At 64.9% G+C, this 16499-nt stretch carries 15 protein-coding genes; 7 read left to right on the top strand and 8 right to left on the bottom strand.

From position 1 onward, the window contains the following. Positions 1 to 99: 99 nt before the first annotated feature. On the bottom strand, positions 100 to 1635 hold the full coding sequence (gene gpmI / locus KF707C_RS26975) for a 2,3-bisphosphoglycerate-independent phosphoglycerate mutase (RefSeq protein WP_003453355.1): 1536 nt from the start codon (positions 1633 to 1635) through the stop codon (positions 100 to 102). 166 nt (positions 1636 to 1801) lie between these two features. Here gpmI and KF707C_RS26970 point away from each other — a divergent pair, with 166 nt between their 5' ends. From KF707C_RS26970 to secB, 3 genes are read left to right on the top strand one after another with little or no spacing between them, the layout of a single operon-like run. Further along, on the top strand, positions 1802 to 2215 hold the full coding sequence (locus KF707C_RS26970) for a rhodanese-like domain-containing protein (RefSeq protein WP_003453353.1): 414 nt from the start codon (positions 1802 to 1804) through the stop codon (positions 2213 to 2215). A 1-nt stretch (position 2216) separates the two neighbouring features. Continuing rightward, entirely contained in the window at positions 2217 to 2492 is a 276-nt protein-coding gene (grxC, locus tag KF707C_RS26965) for a glutaredoxin 3 (protein ID WP_003453351.1), read from the top strand. 14 nt (positions 2493 to 2506) lie between these two features. Next, positions 2507 to 2983, top strand: a complete 477-nt coding sequence (gene secB / locus KF707C_RS26960; protein ID WP_003453349.1) for a protein-export chaperone SecB — start codon at positions 2507 to 2509, stop codon at positions 2981 to 2983. Between the two features lie 70 nt (positions 2984 to 3053). Here the strand turns inward: secB and trmL are convergent, their stop codons facing one another. Continuing rightward, a complete protein-coding gene (gene trmL, locus KF707C_RS26955; RefSeq protein WP_003453347.1) occupies positions 3054 to 3515 on the bottom strand; it encodes a tRNA (uridine(34)/cytosine(34)/5-carboxymethylaminomethyluridine(34)-2'-O)-methyltransferase TrmL in 462 nt (153 codons plus the stop codon). Between trmL and KF707C_RS26950 the strand changes: the two genes are divergently transcribed. Then, on the top strand, positions 3514 to 3954 hold the full coding sequence (locus KF707C_RS26950; RefSeq protein ID WP_003453346.1) for a hypothetical protein: 441 nt from the start codon (positions 3514 to 3516) through the stop codon (positions 3952 to 3954). The two genes, trmL and KF707C_RS26950, sit on opposite strands and share 2 nt — an antisense overlap. Positions 3955 to 4763: 809 nt before the next feature. Here the strand turns inward: KF707C_RS26950 and KF707C_RS26945 are convergent. From KF707C_RS26945 to glnA, 6 genes are all read right to left on the bottom strand, one after another. Then, positions 4764 to 5006 carry a hypothetical protein gene (locus KF707C_RS26945; RefSeq protein ID WP_003453344.1) on the bottom strand — a complete coding sequence of 81 codons (243 nt, stop codon included), beginning with the start codon at positions 5004 to 5006 and terminating at the stop codon, positions 4764 to 4766. Positions 5007 to 5217: 211 nt separating this feature from the next. Beyond that, complete coding sequence (ntrC, locus tag KF707C_RS26940) at positions 5218 to 6654, bottom strand: nitrogen regulation protein NR(I) (RefSeq protein ID WP_003453342.1); 1437 nt, start codon at positions 6652 to 6654, stop codon at positions 5218 to 5220. Next, positions 6651 to 7736 (bottom strand): nitrogen regulation protein NR(II), encoded by a 1086-nt coding sequence (glnL, locus tag KF707C_RS26935; RefSeq protein ID WP_003453335.1) that lies wholly within the window; start codon positions 7734 to 7736, stop codon positions 6651 to 6653. The genes ntrC and glnL overlap by 4 nt, the downstream gene beginning before the upstream one ends. 222 nt (positions 7737 to 7958) lie before the next feature. Further along, positions 7959 to 8582, bottom strand: a complete 624-nt coding sequence (locus KF707C_RS26930) for a DUF4124 domain-containing protein (protein ID WP_003453334.1) — start codon at positions 8580 to 8582, stop codon at positions 7959 to 7961. 3 nt (positions 8583 to 8585) lie between these two features. After that, a complete protein-coding gene (locus KF707C_RS26925; protein ID WP_003453332.1) occupies positions 8586 to 9140 on the bottom strand; it encodes a DUF4124 domain-containing protein in 555 nt (184 codons plus the stop codon). Positions 9141 to 9450: 310 nt separating this feature from the next. After that, on the bottom strand, positions 9451 to 10854 hold the full coding sequence (glnA, locus tag KF707C_RS26920; protein ID WP_003453330.1) for a glutamate--ammonia ligase: 1404 nt from the start codon (positions 10852 to 10854) through the stop codon (positions 9451 to 9453). 333 nt (positions 10855 to 11187) lie between these two features. On the opposite strand from glnA, the gene thiI reads away from it, so the two are divergent. The 3 genes from thiI to KF707C_RS26905 all read left to right on the top strand — a co-directional run bounded on the left by thiI (position 11188) and on the right by KF707C_RS26905 (position 16486). Beyond that, complete coding sequence (gene thiI, locus KF707C_RS26915; RefSeq protein ID WP_003453328.1) at positions 11188 to 12672, top strand: tRNA uracil 4-sulfurtransferase ThiI; 1485 nt, start codon at positions 11188 to 11190, stop codon at positions 12670 to 12672. 118 nt (positions 12673 to 12790) lie between these two features. Then, positions 12791 to 14608 carry a translational GTPase TypA gene (gene typA, locus KF707C_RS26910; protein WP_003453325.1) on the top strand — a complete coding sequence of 606 codons (1818 nt, stop codon included), beginning with the start codon at positions 12791 to 12793 and terminating at the stop codon, positions 14606 to 14608. A 183-nt stretch (positions 14609 to 14791) separates the two neighbouring features. Next, positions 14792 to 16486, top strand: coding sequence for a ShlB/FhaC/HecB family hemolysin secretion/activation protein (locus KF707C_RS26905; protein ID WP_003453319.1), 1695 nt, complete (start codon positions 14792 to 14794; stop codon positions 16484 to 16486). Positions 16487 to 16499: the final 13 nt, after the last annotated feature.

Below are 16499 nucleotides of genomic sequence, written 5' to 3'. Positions count from 1 at the left end.
GGGGCAAAAAAAACGCCCGGAACCTGAGGATCCGGGCGTTTACTGACGGGGCGCGCGGTTTTCCGCGCTGGACCGCTCCCTGGGGGCGGCCCGATGCCGTCATTTCAGCTCGACGATGGTCTTGCCGGTCATCTCCGCCGGTACCGGCAGACCCATCAGGGTCAGCAGGGTGGGGGCGACATCCGCCAGCACGCCACCCTCGCGGATGGTGGCCGGACGCTTGCCGACATAGATGAAGGGCACCGGCTCGCAGGTATGCGCGGTGTGGGCCTGGCCGGTGACTTCGTCTTCCATCTGCTCGACGTTGCCGTGGTCGGCGGTGATCAGGGCTTCGCCGCCCACCTTGTCCAGGGCTTCGACGATGCGGCCGACGCAGTGGTCCAGGCATTCCACCGCCTTCACCGCCGCCTCGAACACGCCGGTGTGGCCGACCATGTCACCGTTGGCGTAGTTGACGATGATCACGTCGTAGCGCTGGTTCTCGATGGCGTCGACGATGCGGTCGGTCACCTCGGGGGCGCTCATTTCGGGCTGCAGGTCATAGGTGGCGACCTTGGGCGAGGGGACCAGGATGCGCTCCTCGCCTTCGAAGGGTTCTTCGCGGCCGCCGGAGAAGAAGAAGGTCACGTGGGCGTACTTCTCGGTCTCGGCGATGCGCAGTTGGGTCTTGCCGTTCTTCGCCAGGTACTCGCCCAGCACATTGTCCAGGGACTCGGGCTTGAAGGCGCTGGGAGCGGGGATGCTGGCGGCGTACTGGGTCAGCATCACGTAGCCGGCCAGGGCGATCTCGCGGGCGCGGGCGAACTCCTTGAAGCCGGGCTCGACGAAGGCGCGGGACAGCTCGCGGGCGCGGTCGGCGCGGAAGTTCATGAACACCACCGCGTCGCCATCCTCGACCCTGACGGGCTCGCCGATGGTGGTGGCCTTGACGAACTCGTCGCTTTCGCCGCGCTCGTAGGCGGCCGCCAGGCCTTCCACGGCAGTGGCGGCGGCGAATTCACCCTGGCCTTCGGTGATCAGGTTGTAGGCGGCTTCGACGCGGTCCCAGCGATTGTCGCGGTCCATGGCGTAGTAGCGACCGATCAGGCTGGCGATGCGGCCCTTGCCGAGACGGGCGAAGGCGGCGTCCAGCAGCTCGATGGAGGGCTGGGCGCTTTTCGGCGGAGTGTCGCGGCCGTCGAGGAAGGCGTGCAGGTAGATCTTCTCGGCGCCGCGCTGGGCGGCCAGCTCGGCCATGGCGACCAGGTGGTCCTGGTGGCTGTGCACGCCGCCGTCGGAGAGCAGGCCCATGAAGTGCACGGCCTTGCCGGCGGCCACGGCCTTGTCCACGGCCTCGAGGATCACCGGGTTGGCGAAGAACTCGCCGTCACGGATGGCCTTGGTGACGCGGGTGAAGTCCTGGTAGACGACGCGGCCGGCGCCCAGGTTCATGTGGCCCACTTCGGAGTTGCCCATCTGTCCATCCGGCAGGCCCACGTCCATGCCGGAGCCGGAAATCAGGCCGTGGGGCTGGGTGGCGCGCAGGCGATCGTAGACCGGGGTCCTGGCCGCGTAGATAGCGTTGTACTCGGGGCTGTCACTGTGACCGAAGCCGTCCAGGATGATGAGGACCAGGGGTTTTGGCGTGGCTGTCATATCGTCCGACTCGCTGCGGCAGAAGGTGGAAAGTGGCGGGCAAGGCCCCGGAAAAAAGACGCGGCATTTTACGGTCTGGTTCCGTCGGCGTCACCGCTGTGCGGGGTTTGGCCGACCTGTGGGGCTGTGTATACTGGCCGGCATTTTACCGTCCCGGAACCCGACGATGCTCGCCCACCTGATTGAATTTGCCACTAACCACTATGTACTGAGTGGAACCTTCGTGGTGCTGCTGGCCCTGTTGCTGGCCCACGAACTGCGCCGCAGCGGTCGTGCCGTTTCCACCCGCGAGCTCACCGCTCTGGTCAACGGCGGCCAGGCCATCGTCCTGGACGTGCGGGCCAGCAAGGACTTCTCCAGCGGCCATATCGTCGACGCCCTGAACATCCCCTTCGAGAAGCTGGCCAGCCGCATCGCCGAGCTGGAGAAGCACAAGGAAAAATCCATCATCGTGGTCGACGCCATGGGCCAGCACGCCGGCACCGTCTGCCGTGACCTGAAGAAGGCCGGCTTCACCGCCCTCAAGCTGTCCGGCGGGATCGGCAGCTGGCGCGGCGACAACCTGCCGCTGGTGAAGTGAGATGACCGGCGTCGTCATCTACTCGAGCGCCTGGTGTCCTTTCTGCATCCGCGCCAAGCACCTGCTGGACAGCAAGGGCGTGCGCTACGAGGAAGTCAGCGTCGACGGCAAACCCGAAGTTCGCGCCGAGATGACCCGCAAGGCCGGGCGCACCTCGGTGCCGCAGATCTGGATCGGCCCGACCCACGTGGGCGGCTGTGACGACCTGTATGCCCTGGAGCGCGCCGGCAAGCTCGACGCCTTGCTCCAATCCAGCCCGCAAACGGAAACGCACTAGAACAAGGCAGAACCATGACCGAACAAACGAACAATGGCGCCGCCCAAGGCGCAGAAGCTCCCCAGTTTTCCCTGCAGCGCATCTACGTGCGCGATCTGTCCTTCGAAGCGCCGAAGAGCCCCGAGATCTTCCGCCAGCAGTGGAACCCGAGCGTTTCCCTGGACCTGAACACCCGCCAGAAGCAGCTGGACGGTGACTTCCACGAAGTGGTGCTGACCCTGTCCGTGACCGTGAAGAACGGCGAGGAAACCGCCTTCATCGCTGAAGTGCAGCAGGCCGGTATCTTCCTCATCAAGGGGCTGGACGCGGCCTCCATGAGCCACACCCTGGGTGCCTTCTGCCCGAACATCCTGTTCCCCTACGCCCGTGAAACCCTGGACAGCCTGGTTGTCCGCGGCTCCTTCCCGGCGCTGATGCTCTCCCCGGTGAACTTCGACGCCCTCTACGCCCAGGAACTGGCGCGTATCCAGGCGGGCGAAGCCCAGGCCTGAGTCATCCGGCCCCTTGAAAAAGCGCCCTTAGGGGCGCTTTTTTGTTGTCCGGGGAAAGGCGGCGGTCGCGTCAGTCCAGGCGGAAATCGTGCTGTCGCCAGGCCTCATAGACCGCCACGGCCACGGTGTTGGAGAGATTCAGGCTGCGGCAGTTGGGGCGCATGGGCAGGCGCAGGCGCTGTTCAGGGGGCAGGCTTTCGCGGATCTCCTGGGGCAGGCCACGGCTCTCCGGGCCGAAGAGGAAGGCGTCGCCCTTCTCGAACGCCACCTGATGGAACAGCTGCGTGCCCTTGGTGGTGAAGGCGAATACCCGAGGCCGGCCCAGGGCTTCCAGGCAGCTCTCCAGGTCCGGGTAGCGCTTGAGGGTGGCGTACTCGTGGTAGTCCAGCCCGGCGCGCCGCAGGCGCTTGTCGTCCAGTTCGAAGCCCAGGGGCTCGATCAGGTGCAGGTGGCAGCCGGAATTGGCGCACAGCCTGATAATGTTGCCGGTGTTCGGTGGAATTTCCGGTTGAAACAGGATGACGTGAAACATGGCTGGTCCCGAGCCCGAAGACGGGCGGCATTCTACTCCCGAAGACGATCCACGACCGAGCCTGTGGCCGCGCTTTTTATTCTCCCTGGCGCTGCTGGGCCTGCTGGTGGGCATGATGCTTGGCCGGCTGACGACCCCGGACCCGGTGCTTCTGGAACGCATCGAGGTGCGCCAGGACGGCCTGACGCTCTGGTTCGACCGGGAGCCGGACGTGCGCGCCGAAGCCCCGGAAGGCGCCTATGTCCTGCTGGTGGATGCGGTGGGGCGCAGTGCCGGTGGGCGTCTCAGCCTGGGCTCGGCACCGGTCAGCTGGAAGGTGTTGACGTCCGAAAGCGGGGTGATGGTGCGCTTCGTGGCGGCGCGCCCCTTGCACGGGGAGTGGCGGGGAGCCGAGGTGGATGGCCGCTGGCGGCTGGAGATCAGCCTGAGGGACGAGTAAGAGCGGGGATTCCCCGGCCTGCCTGTACCAAGGTCCCCGAAAGGGTGGGTCGCTCGGCTGCCGGCGACCGGATATCGATACGGGCTCTTGTGAGCCCCGGCGGCTGGAGTCCAGCGCGCCGTGGATAAAAGAGGGGATTCCCCGGCCTGCCTGTACCAAGGTCCCCGAAAGGGTGGGTCGCTCGGCTGCCGGCGACCGGATATCGATACGGGCTCTTGTGAGCCCAGGCGGCTGGAATCCAGCGCGCCGTGGATAAAAGAGGGGATTCCCCGGCCTGCCTGTACCAAGGTCCCCGAAAGGGTGGGTCGCTCGGCTGTCGGCGACCGTATATCGCTTCGGGCTCTTGTGAGCCCAGGCGGCTGGAGCCCAGCGCGCCTGTGGATAAAAGAGGGGATTCCCCGGCCTGCCTGTACCAAGGCCCCCTGAAACCTGGCCGCCCGGGGCGGCGCCGTCCTGCATGCAACCCCTCGGGGTCGTGGCGGCTGGGGTTCAGCCTGCCTGTGTAAGAGTGGGGATTCCCTGGCCTGCCTGTACCAGGGGCCCCAAAACCTGTGTTACTGGGGATATTGCAGAGGGCGTGCCAATTTCAAGATTTGTCACCGGGAAACCGCACTGCATGGCTGCAGGCCCCGTAAATACTGGCTTTCTAAGGAAGTCCTGGGGATTGGCCCGGGGCGCTCAGGCGGTTTTCAGGGGGCAGTCCCGGTCCGGGGGCGAGCACTTTTTTGAGGCGGGAACCCTATCCGGGCACCAGGGATGGACTTTTTCGGTGGGCGGACGGCCCCGTCTGGACGGGGCCTTCAGCGGGGTCAGGTCTTGTCGGGGTAGAGGTAGGATTCGGTGGACTGGCACCGCCTCAGTCGCTCCACCTTGAGGGAGAGGCTTCTGGGGGCTCGGATGCAGATACGTGACCGGCCGCCCTCCATTGGGCCCAGGATGATCTCGATGCCGTTGGAGCGGAGCATTCGTGCTACTTCGGCATCACTGAAACCGTCCATGGCTTTGAGTCTGACGACGTCTCCTTCCTTTCGTACGGCGATATGCAGCTGCATGGTCAGTTCCTGTCATTACTTCATGTCCAGGCAGCATCCCGCCGACGGAGTGCCGGGTCCACGGATGGGGAGGAAATCAGAATTTTCTTACGCTGGTGCTGGCGCGGGAGGAGGGATGTGATGGCGAAAGCGGACGGCTGTGTTGGGGAATCGGTGGCGAACGCCTTAGGAAGGGGGCTGGCGGGACCTGAGGGTCCCGCCGAAAAGGCTGTCAGGCGTCGTCTCCGTCATCGTCGTCGCCGCCATCCACCTTCATGCCCAGTTCCTTGATCTTGCGGGTGAGGGTGTTTCGACCCCAGCCCAGGAGCACGGCGGCATCCCGGCGGCGCCCGGCGGTGTGTTTCAAGGCGGTCTCGATCATGATCCGCTCGAAGGACGGCACGGCGGTGTCCAGCAGGCTGGACTGGCCGCGTGCCAGGGCCTGGTCCGCCCATTGGCGCAGGGCCTGTTCCCAGTTGGTCACCGGGGCCGCGTCCTGGGGCTGGGTCAGCAGCTCCGGCGGCAGGTCGTCCACATGGACTTCGCGCCCCGAGGCCATGACGGTGATCCAGCGGCAGGTGTTTTCCAGCTGGCGCACGTTGCCCGGCCAGGGCAGGTTCTTCAGGTAGTCCTCGGTTTCGCTCTTCAGCAGCTTGGGCTCGACCGCCAGCTCCTGGGCGGCGCGGGCGAGGAAGTGGCGGGCGAGCGCCGGGATGTCTTCGCGGCGATCCGACAGGCGCGGGATATGGATGCGGATGACATTGAGACGGTGGAACAGGTCCTCGCGGAACTTGCCGGCCTGCACCAGGTTTTCCAGGTTCTGGTGGGTGGCGGCGATGATGCGCACGTCCACCTTGACCGGTGTGTGGCCGCCGACCCGGTAGAACTCGCCGTCGGCCAGCACCCGCAGCAGGCGAGTCTGGGTGTCGGCGGGCATGTCGCCGATCTCGTCCAGGAACAGGGTGCCGCCGTCGGCCTGCTCGAAGCGGCCCCGGCGCTGGTTGGCCGCGCCGGTGAAGGCCCCTTTTTCATGGCCGAACAGCTCGGATTCCATCAGGTCCTTCGGGATCGCCGCCATGTTCAGGGCGATGAAGGGCGAGGCGGCGCGCGGGCTGTGGCGATGCAGGGCATGGGCCACCAGTTCCTTGCCGGTGCCGGACTCGCCATTGATGAGCACGGTGATGTTGGAGTGGCTCAGGCGACCGATGGCGCGGAAGACTTCCTGCATCGCCGGCGCCTCGCCGATGATCTCGGGGGTGCGCGCTTGGCTGGCCGGGGCTTCGAGGCCTTGCTGTTCCTGGGCATGCTGGAAGGCGCGCTTGACCAGGGAGACCGCCTCGTCCACGTCGAAGGGCTTGGGCAGGTACTCGAAGGCGCCGCCCTGGTAGGAGGCCACCGCGCTGTCCAGGTCGGAATGGGCGGTCATGATGATCACCGGCAGGCGCGGGTTCTGCTCGCGGATGCGGGCCAGCAGGTCCAGGCCGCTGGTGCCGGGCATGCGGATGTCGGAAATGATCACGTCCGGTTGTTGCCGGGCCAGGCGGCTGAGCAGGCTGTCGGCGCTCTCGAAGGCCTGGGTGGTCATGCCTTCCTGTTGCAGGGCCTTTTCCAGGACCCAGCGGATGGAGCGGTCGTCGTCGACGATCCAGACGGTTTCACTACGGCTCATGAGGAGGAAGCTCCTTGTTCCAGCGGCAGGAAGATCGAGAAGACGGTATGGCCGGGGTGGCTTTCGCACTCGATCAGGCCCTGGTGCTGACTGATGATGTTCTGGGCGATGGCCAGGCCGAGCCCGGTGCCGTCAGGGCGGCCACTGACCATGGGGTAGAAGATGGTTTCCTGGAGCTCGGCCGGAATGCCTGGGCCGTTGTCGATGATCTCCACCTTGGTCACCAGGCGGTGGCGGGTATGGCCGATGGTGAACTGGCGCAGGGTGCGGGTGCGCAGGGTGATGCGCCCCAGGCGCAGGTCGTTCTGTGCCGAAAGGGCCTGCATCGCGTTGCGCACGATGTTGAGCACGGCCTGGATCATCTGTTCCTTGTCGATGAAGACGTCCGGGATGCTCGGATCGTAGTCGCGCACCAGGTTGATGCCGCCCTGGCTCTCCGCTTCCACCAGGCTGCAGACGCGCTCCAGCACTTCGTGGACGTTGGTCATGGCCAGGGAGGGCAGTTTGTTGGAGCCGAGCATGCGGTCCACCAGGTTCCGCAGGCGGTCGGCCTCTTCGATGATGACGTTGGTGTAGTCCTTGAGGGACTCTTCCGGCAGCTCACGGGACAGCAGTTGGGCGGCGCCGCGAATGCCGCCCAACGGATTCTTGATCTCATGGGCCAGGCCCCTCACCAGCAGCTTGGTGGTTTCCTGCTTGGAGAGCTGGGCTTCTTCCTTGGTGATCCGCAGCAGGCGGTCGCGGGGATGGACTTCCAGCAGCAGCAGGGTCTCGCCGCGGTTGAGGATGGGCGTCACGGCGTAGTCCACGGTGATGGTCTGGCCGGACAGCGAGGTCAGCATGGCCTCGCGCTTGGTAAAGGGGTGCGCCTGCTCCACGGCCTGGCGCAGGGACGCCAGCGCCTCGGGGGACTCCGTGAAGAGTTCGCTGATGAACTGGCCATGGCTGCGCTGGCCGCTGACGGCCAGGAGCATCTCCGCCGCCGGGTTCATGTACTCGAGGCGCAGGTCGGCGTTGAGCAGGATCACCGCGGTGGTCAGGTTATCGAGCAGCAGTCGGTGCAAGGCGTCGTTGATGGTCATGGCTTCGGCGCTCGTGGCGATGACTGGAAAATGCAAGAAGCAAACCAAAGCCCTGAAAAGACTCGTGAAAACAGGATTTCCGCGTGTGGGGGCTGCTTTTCAGAGCAGAAGGTCCGGTCCGGGCGAACCAAAATGGGGAGAGTATAGAAAGCGGTGCAGTCGAATGCACCGAAGTGGTGCGAAGTGGGCGGCGAGGTCGTCATGCCCTCACCGCCAGATGACTCAGATGAACGGCAGGATGGCGATGTCGTCGTCTTCCTCTTCCGGTTTGTCCTTCAGCGGGCACTCGGGGCGGACGCCGTAGTCGTCCTTCTGGCAGGGGCGGGCCAGGCGCTTCTGGTGCAGCGAGGTGCGGATGATATGCACCGGCTGGCTGGGCGTGCGCTCCACCACGCGGCCCTGGCTGTCAACGATCTCCACGGCTAGCTGATGGGTGCCGCGATCCAGATTGGTCAGCGGAAAGACTGGGCTGCGCCCCGGTTCGCCGACGGACTGGCCGTCCAGCAGCAGGCGGTAGCTGTGGTTGGCCCTGAGGCCGGGTTCGCTGGTGGCGGTGACGATCAGGTTGCCCTCCAGGTCGCGGATCGAGGCGTCGGGCTCCGGCACCAGGATGCGCAGCAACTGGTAGCCCTGCTCGCGGGGAATGGGGGTGGGGTAGAGCGGCGGCGTCTGGATCGGCGCGGGCGTATTCATGCCGTTGGACGGGGCCAGTTCCAGGCGCTCGGCGTTGCCGGGCTTGGGCTGGTCGGTGAAGACGCGGTTACCGTCTTCGTCGATGTAGGTGTAGACCTCGGCCAGCACGGGCTGGCCGAGGAGCAGTAGGGCGAGAAGCAGGAGTCGGGTCATCGGTCAGTTGGCGGGGCGGGGAGTGGGGGCGGGCGGTCGCAGCGCCGGGCTGCTGGTATTGACCCGCTGGACGGTGAAGGAGACGGCGGCGCTGCTCTGCACCACCTTGGTGCCGGACAGGATGTCCACGGCCAGGCTGTGCTGGCCGCGTTCGACGTTGACCAGTTGCAGGTGCGGTACGTTGGTGGGCTGGCCGTAGGGCTGGCCGTCCAGGGTGAGGCGCAGGCTGTGGCCGGGCATCAGGCGTGGCACCAGGCGCACGCCGACGCTGAAGCTGCCGTTGTTGGCGCGCAGGGCCTCATCGCTGGGAATGCCGGTCAACTCCACCACTTCGTAGGGCGGTGCCTGGCGCTCGGCCGGCTGCGGCTCGGCGACCGGCGTGCTGGGCGGCTGGGCTTGCACCGCATTGGTCGGAGGCAGCTCCACCGCCTCGCTGGGCGTGCCGTCCGGCGGCTGGCTGGTGAACACCGTGTTGCCGTTGGCGTCGGTGTACTTGTAGATCTGGGCGACAGCGGGCAGGGCAAGTGCCAGCAGCAGGGCGGCGAGCAGGGGACGCATGGCGCGATCTCCATTCATGCAGTGCCGCTAAGCCTTGCACCGGCCGGGCCGGCTGGCAAGCGCGGCGCGGTGGGGTTGTGCGGCACTGCCGCAAAGGCTCCTGGCATCCGCGGGGCGAGTCCTGTTCGTGTCACCAGGCCGCTCTCCCTGGTCCTATCGGTTTCATCCGCGCGGCCCGAACGTTCGGATCGCCACAGACAGAGCGATTGACCCAAGACCGTCCTCAGGTCGCGGTTTCCCGGGCACTCAAATGAAAAAGGCCTCCCGAAGGAGGCCTCTCAATCATGCCGCTCGCGCGGTCATGGCTGGATCAGACGCTGTAGTACAGGTCGTATTCCAGCGGGTGCACGAAGGTGCGCACCTTGATCTCTTCTTCGCTCTTCAGCTCGATGTAGGCATCGATGAAGTCGTCGGAGAACACGCCGCCCTTGGTCAGGAAGGCGCGGCCCTTGTCCAGCTCTTCCAGGGCTTCCTTCAGGCTGCCGCAAACCTGCGGTATCTCTTTCGCCTCTTCCGGCGGCAGGTCGTACAGGTTCTTGTCGGCGGCATCGCCGGGGTGGATCTTGTTCTGGATGCCGTCCAGGCCGGCCATCAGCAGGGCTGCGAAGCACAGGTAGGGGTTGGCAGCCGGGTCCGGGAAGCGCGCTTCGATGCGGCGGGCTTTCGGGCTGTTGACGTACGGGATACGGATGGAAGCGGAACGGTTGCGGGCGGAGTAGGCCAGCATGACCGGGGCTTCGAAGCCGGGTACCAGACGCTTGTAGGAGTTGGTGGACGGGTTGGTGAAGCCGTTCAGGGCCTTGCCGTGCTTGATGATGCCGCCGATGAAGTACAGGGCGGTGTCGGACAGGCCGGCATAGCCTTCGCCCGCGAAGGTGTTCTTGCCATCTTTGGAGATGGACATGTGAACGTGCATGCCCGAGCCGTTGTCGCCGTACAGGGGCTTCGGCATGAAGGTCACGGTCTTGCCGTAGGCGTCGGCCACGTTGTGCACGCAGTACTTCAGGGTCTGAACTTCGTCAGCCTTGGCGACCAGGGTGTTGAACTTCACGCCGATCTCGTTCTGGCCGGCAGTCGCCACTTCGTGGTGGTGAACTTCGACCACCAGGCCCATTTCTTCCAGGGCGTTGCACATGGCGGTACGGATTTCGTGGTCGTGGTCGACCGGCGGTACCGGGAAGTAGCCGCCCTTCACGCCCGGACGGTGGCCCTTGTTGCCGCCTTCGATGTCGGCGTCGGTGTTCCAGGAAGCCTGTTCGGAGAAGATCTTGAACATGGAGCCGGAGATGTCGGACTTGAACTTCACTTCGTCGAAGATGAAGAACTCCGGCTCCGGACCGACGAACACGGTGTCACCGATACCGGTGGACTTCAGGTATTCCTCGGCGCGGCGGGCGATGGCGCGCGGGTCGCGGTCGTAGCCTTGCATGGTGCTCGGCTCGATGATGTCGCAGACCAGGATCAGGGTCGGCTCTTCGGTGAAGGGGTCCAGGACGGCGGTGCTGTCGTCCGGCAGCAGGATCATGTCGGAGGCTTCGATACCTTTCCAGCCGGCGATGGAGGAGCCGTCGAACATCTTGCCGTGCTCGAAGAAATCGTCATCGGCGTCACGGGCCGGCATGGTCACGTGCTGCTGCTTGCCCTTGGTGTCGGTGAAGCGCAGGTCAATCCACTTCACGTTGTGTTCTTTGATCAGTTGAAGCGACTTCGACATGTTGTCCTCCAGGTGGATGGGGGCAGGAACCTTGCCTCCCAAAAAAGTTCGGGGTGAAGCCGGAGCGGGATAGTCCGCCAGGGCGACCTGCCTCACAAGGGAGCAAATTGCGTGCCAGTGCCCCGGAATGGGCAGGAGCCCCAAAACTCAAGCCTGGCGGGGCCTCTGCTCCGATTGGGCGCAGATTTGCGCACCCTTTTCGTGCCTGTCGTGGCGCAGGTGAACCAATTTGGTGCGTTGCGCGATTCATTGAATGATTTTGGTCAAAGCTTGAACAATTTCCGCTATAATCCGCGCCCCTCTTTTTCGGCCGCTCCCGCAAGCGCTGTTTTCATGAAACTCATCGTCAAAGTCTTCCCGGAAATCACCATCAAGAGCCGGCCGGTGCGCAAGCACTTCATCCGCCAGCTCTCGAAGAACATCCGTTCGGTCCTCAAGGATCTTGATCCGGAACTCGAGGTGACCGGCGTCTGGGACAACCTGGAGGTCGAGACCCGCCAGGCCGACCCCAGGCTGTTGCGGGAAATGATCGAGCGCCTGGTCTGCACGCCGGGCATCGCGCACTTCCTCGAGGTGCACGAGTACCCCTTGGGGGACTTCGACGATGTGCTGGAGAAGTGCAAGCTGCATTACGCCGACCGCATTCCCGGCAAGATCTTCGCCGTGCGTTGCAAGCGTGCCGGCAAGCATGAATTCACCTCCATGGAGCTGGAACGTCATGTCGGCAGCCGCCTGCGCCAGGAGTGCAACGCCGCCGGCATCTCCCTGAAGAATCCGGAAGTGGAAGTGCGGATGGAGGTGCGCGACCAGCGCCTGTTCGTCATCCACCGCCAGCACGACGGCATGGGCGGTTATCCGCTGGGCTCCCTGGAGCAGACCCTGGTGCTGATGTCCGGTGGCTTCGACTCCACCGTCGCCGCCTACCAGATGATGCGTCGCGGCCTGATGACCCATTTCTGCTTCTTCAACCTGGGTGGCCGTGCACACGAACTGGGCGTGATGGAAGTCGCCCATTACCTCTGGGAGAAGTTCGGTCGTTCCCAGCGCGTGCTGTTCATCAGCGTGCCCTTCGAGGAAGTGGTGGGCGAGATCCTCAGCAAGGTGGACAACAGCCAGATGGGCGTCGTGCTCAAGCGCATGATGCTCCGTGCCTCCACCCACATGGCCCGCAAGCTGACCCTGGACGCGCTGGTCACCGGCGAGGCCATCTCCCAGGTGTCCAGCCAGACCCTGCCCAACCTCTCGGTGATCGATTCGGCCACCGACATGCTGGTGCTGCGCCCGCTGATCGCCAGCCACAAGCAGGACATCATCGATACCGCGACCCGCATCGGCACCGCCGAGTTCGCCAAGCACATGCCGGAGTACTGCGGCGTGATCTCGGTGAACCCGACCACCCGCGCCAAGCCCGGCCGCATCGAGCACGAGGAAGCGCAGTTCGACATGGCCATCCTCGAGCGCGCCCTGGAGCGCGCGCGCCTGGTGCCCATCGACCGGGTCATCGACGAACTCGGCCAGGACCTGAAGGTGGAGGAGGTGCGCGAAGCCCTGCCGGGCCAGATCGTCATCGACATCCGCCACCCCGACGCCCAGGAGGACGATCCCCTGGAGCTGCCGGGCATCGAGGTCCAGGCGCTGCCGTTCTATGCGGTCAACAGCCGCTTCAAGGACCTGGACGCCAACCGCCAGTACCTCCTGTACTGCGACAAGGGCGTCATGAGTCGCCTGCACGCCCATCACCTGCTGAGTGAGGGGCATGCCAACGTCCGGGTCTACCGACCCGAAAGCCTGAAGCCGGAAGCGGGACGCTCGAAGTGAAAAGAGCCTGCCCGATCAACCGAAACGTCATCTGGCGTAGCCATCCTCCCGACCGGACCGTGCCGCCACTTCCAGCTTTCAGCTTCAAGCCTCCCGCTTTCATCTAGGACCCAAGACTGTGATCGAAAAACTGAGAAACATCGCCATCATCGCCCACGTTGACCATGGCAAGACCACCCTCGTCGACAAGCTGCTGAAGCTCTCCGGCACCCTCGACCGCAAAGAAGCGGAAAACGAGCGCGTGATGGACTCCAACGACCAGGAGAAAGAGCGCGGCATCACCATCCTGGCGAAGAACACCGCCATCAAGTGGAACGGCTACAACATCAACATCGTGGACACCCCCGGCCACGCCGACTTCGGCGGTGAGGTGGAGCGCGTGATGTCCATGGTGGACTCCGTGCTGCTGGTGGTAGACGCCCAGGACGGCCCCATGCCGCAGACCCGCTTCGTGACCCAGAAGGCGTTCAAGGCCGGCCTGCGTCCCATCGTCGTGGTGAACAAGATCGACCGTCCGGGCGCGCGTCCCGACTGGGTCATCGACCAGATCTTCGACCTGTTCGACAACCTGGGCGCCACCGATGAGCAGCTCGACTTCCCGATCGTCTACGCCAGCGCCCTGAACGGCATCGCCGGCCTCGACCACGAGAACATGGACGACAACATGGACGCCCTGTTCCAGGCGATCATCGACCACGTCCCGGTTCCGGACGTCGACGTCGACGGCCCGTTCCAGATGCAGATCTCCCAGCTGGACTACAACAGCTTCCTCGGCGTGATCGGCATCGGCCGCATCGCCCGCGGCAAGATCAAGACCAACACCCCGGTGGTCGCCATCAGCGACGACGGCACCAAGCGCAACGGTCGCGTGCTGAAGATCATGGGCCACTCCGGCCTGCAGCGCGTCGAAGTGGCTGAAGCCGAAGCCGGCGACATCGTCTGCGTCAGCGGCATGGAAGAGCTGTTCATCTCCGACACCCTGTGCGACCCGCAGCACGTCGAGGCCCGCCCGCCGCTGACCGTCGACCAGCCGACCGTGAGCATGACCTTCCAGGTCAACGACTCGCCCTTCGCCGGCAAGGAAGGCAAGTTCGTCACCAGCCGCAACATCAAGGACCGCCTCGACAAGGAGCTGCTGCACAACGTCGCCCTGCGCGTCGAGGCTGGCGAGTCCGCCGAGAAGTTCAAGGTCTCCGGCCGTGGCGAGCTGCACCTCTCCGTACTGATCGAAACCATGCGCCGCGAAGGCTTCGAGATGGCCGTGGGCCGTCCGGAAGTGGTGATCATCGAGAAGGACGGCGAGAAGCAGGAGCCCTACGAGAACGTCACCATCGACATCGAAGAGCAGCACCAGGGCTCGGTGATGGAGCAGATGGGCCTGCGCAAGGGCGATCTGACCAACATGATCCCCGACGGCAAGGGCCGTGTGCGCCTGGAGTACACCATTCCGGCGCGTGGCCTGATCGGCTTCCGTAACAACTTCCTTACCCTGACCTCGGGCACCGGCATCCTGACCTCGACCTTCAGCCACTACGGCCCGATCAAGGCCGGCGAAGTCAGCAACCGTCAGAACGGCGTACTGGTCTCCATGGCCACCGGCACCGCCCTGACCTACTCGCTGGAAACCCTGCAGAGCCGCGGCAAGCTGTTCCTCGCCCCTGGCGACGAGATCTACGAAGGCCAGCTGTGCGGCATCAACAGCCGTGACAACGACCTGGTGATCAACCCCACCAAGGGCAAGAAGCTCGACAACATGCGCGCATCCGGCAAGGACGAGGTCATCGCCCTGGTTCCGCCGATCAAGTTCACCCTGGAACAGGCGCTGGAGTTCATCGCCGACGACGAACTGGTGGAAGTGACGCCGAAGTCCATCCGCCTGCGCAAGAAGCTGCTGAACGAGAACGACCGCAAGCGCTACGAGCGCAGCAAGGTCTGAGCCTCGCTCAGTGACTGAAAAGCCCCCGCCGGAGCGATCCGGCGGGGGCTTTTTCATGGGGGTAATTTTCTGATTCCACTGTGATCCGAGATTCAGCGCCTGCGGCGTGACGCAATATCCGTGGCCCTGCCGGTGCGCACCTATCCCGGGCGCCGGCCACCTCGTCGCTGCAAGGATGCTGTCATGCCCGTCTCTCGATTGTCCTGGATCTTTGGCCTTTGCCTGGTTGTCCCCCTGGTGGGGGCCGAGCCTCGGTTGACCCCGGGAGACCGAGACCTGATTCGGGACCGTCAGGACAGGTTGCTGCAGGAGCAGCAGCGGCGGCTCGAGGAGTTGCAGCAGTTGCCGGGTGAGGAGGCCCGCTCCGAGGAGACTGCCCCGGTCGACGAGGGGCACTGCATCGAGATCCGCCGCATTGATCTGCAGGGGGCCGCGCACCTTGCGGAGTCCCGCCGTGATGAGCTCCTGGCGCCCTTCCTGGGCCGCTGCCTGGGAACACCCCAGCTCAACGAGCTGCTCAGGGTCATAACCGGCGACTATCTGGATCGGGGCTACGTCACCAGCCGGGCCTACCTGCCGCAGCAGGACCTCGCCGATGGTCAGCTCGAGATCATCGTCATCGAGGGACGGCTTGAGGGGCTGGACAGCTCCGCGATGGCGACCGACCGGGAGCTCGCCATGGCCTTTCCCGGCAGCGTCGGCGATCTCCTTGACCTCCGGGAGCTGGAGCAACTGGTTGACCAGCTCAATCGCCTGCCATCCCGTCCTGCGCAACTGGAGCTGTTGCCGGGCGAGCATGTCGGCGGAAGCCGGGTGAGCGTGCAGGGGCAGCCGGAAAAGGCCTGGCGCGTGTCCGCCACCCGTCATAACGATGGCGACATCGGTACCGGTGAGCAGCAGATGGGGCTGGGGTTCGACTGGGACAGCCCCTTGGGGCTTGCGGACCAGTTCAGCCTGCGTACCAGCCAGGATGCGGTGACCGACCACTGGCGACACTCCGACAGCCAGAGCGCGAGCTACGGCCTGCCCTGGGGCTGGTGGACGTTCGCCTATCACTACAGCCAGAGCTACTACCGTATGCGTCACCAGGGCACCGGGTTCCCCTTCGTCTACGACGGCGGCAGCCGAACCCAGCAGTGGAGCGCCGAGCGCGTGCTACACCGCGACGGTCTCAGCAAGACAGGCGTCAGTCTCGCAATGAGCCATTACCGGACTCGCAACTATGTCGATGGCTCACTCATCGCAACCTCCAGCAATCGCCTGACCGAGCAGCAACTGGGCTTCAACCATGGGCGTCGAGTCGGCTCGGCCTTCGTCAACCTGGACATCGGCTGGCAGCGGGGTAGCGGTGCCCTCGACGCCCAGGCAGAAGGAAATCCCCACGGCAGCGAGTCCGTAGCGCGTTACAACAAATACAGCGCCACCCTGAGCTACCTGCAGCCTTTTCAGCTCTGGGAGGAACGCTTCAGCTTCGACAGCCTCGCCCATGGCCAGCGCAGCGAGGACGTGCTGTTCAGCCCTCAGCGCATCAGCCTCGGCGGCCTGAGCTCGGTGCGTGGTTTCAAGGACCAGAGCTTGTCGGGCGATACCGGCGGCTATTGGCGCAATCAGGTGCGTTGGCGTCGTCCCATCGCCGTGGAGTCGCTGCGGCCCTGGTTCCATGAGTTCGGCCTGGCTTTCGCCTACGACCTGGGCGTGATCCACGGAGGTCCTCACAACCCCGAGGTTCGCGGGCGCATGAGCGGCAATGCCTTCGAGTTAAGCCTGAGCGGCACTCATCTCGCTGCATCGGTCAGCTTCGCCCGCTCGCTGGAGCGGCCCGACATCATCGAGGACAGGGAACGCCCCATCTATTTCCGACTGGATGCCTTCTTCTGACCTGAAGTGAACA

It is taken from the genome of Pseudomonas furukawaii (genome assembly GCF_002355475.1).
In the GTDB taxonomy this organism is placed as follows: domain Bacteria; phylum Pseudomonadota; class Gammaproteobacteria; order Pseudomonadales; family Pseudomonadaceae; genus Metapseudomonas; species Metapseudomonas furukawaii.
Note: the sequence above shows the minus strand (reverse complement) of the source record. Positions and strands in the feature narration are given on the sequence as shown.

Excerpts from the sequence above, each read along its gene's own strand:
- gpmI (WP_003453355.1), bottom strand. The coding sequence starts at position 1,635 with ATGACAGCCACGCCAAAACCCCTGGTCCTCATCATCCTGGACGGCTTC.
- KF707C_RS26970 (WP_003453353.1), top strand. The coding sequence starts at position 1,802 with ATGCTCGCCCACCTGATTGAATTTGCCACTAACCACTATGTACTGAGT.
- grxC (WP_003453351.1), top strand. The coding sequence starts at position 2,217 with ATGACCGGCGTCGTCATCTACTCGAGCGCCTGGTGTCCTTTCTGCATC.
- secB (WP_003453349.1), top strand. The coding sequence starts at position 2,507 with ATGACCGAACAAACGAACAATGGCGCCGCCCAAGGCGCAGAAGCTCCC.
- KF707C_RS26950 (WP_003453346.1), top strand. The coding sequence starts at position 3,514 with ATGGCTGGTCCCGAGCCCGAAGACGGGCGGCATTCTACTCCCGAAGAC.
- trmL (WP_003453347.1), bottom strand. The coding sequence starts at position 3,515 with ATGTTTCACGTCATCCTGTTTCAACCGGAAATTCCACCGAACACCGGC.
- KF707C_RS26945 (WP_003453344.1), bottom strand. The coding sequence starts at position 5,006 with ATGCAGCTGCATATCGCCGTACGAAAGGAAGGAGACGTCGTCAGACTC.
- ntrC (WP_003453342.1), bottom strand. The coding sequence starts at position 6,654 with ATGAGCCGTAGTGAAACCGTCTGGATCGTCGACGACGACCGCTCCATC.
- glnL (WP_003453335.1), bottom strand. The coding sequence starts at position 7,736 with ATGACCATCAACGACGCCTTGCACCGACTGCTGCTCGATAACCTGACC.
- KF707C_RS26930 (WP_003453334.1), bottom strand. The coding sequence starts at position 8,582 with ATGACCCGACTCCTGCTTCTCGCCCTACTGCTCCTCGGCCAGCCCGTG.
- KF707C_RS26925 (WP_003453332.1), bottom strand. The coding sequence starts at position 9,140 with ATGCGTCCCCTGCTCGCCGCCCTGCTGCTGGCACTTGCCCTGCCCGCT.
- glnA (WP_003453330.1), bottom strand. The coding sequence starts at position 10,854 with ATGTCGAAGTCGCTTCAACTGATCAAAGAACACAACGTGAAGTGGATT.
- thiI (WP_003453328.1), top strand. The coding sequence starts at position 11,188 with ATGAAACTCATCGTCAAAGTCTTCCCGGAAATCACCATCAAGAGCCGG.
- KF707C_RS26905 (WP_003453319.1), top strand. The coding sequence starts at position 14,792 with ATGCCCGTCTCTCGATTGTCCTGGATCTTTGGCCTTTGCCTGGTTGTC.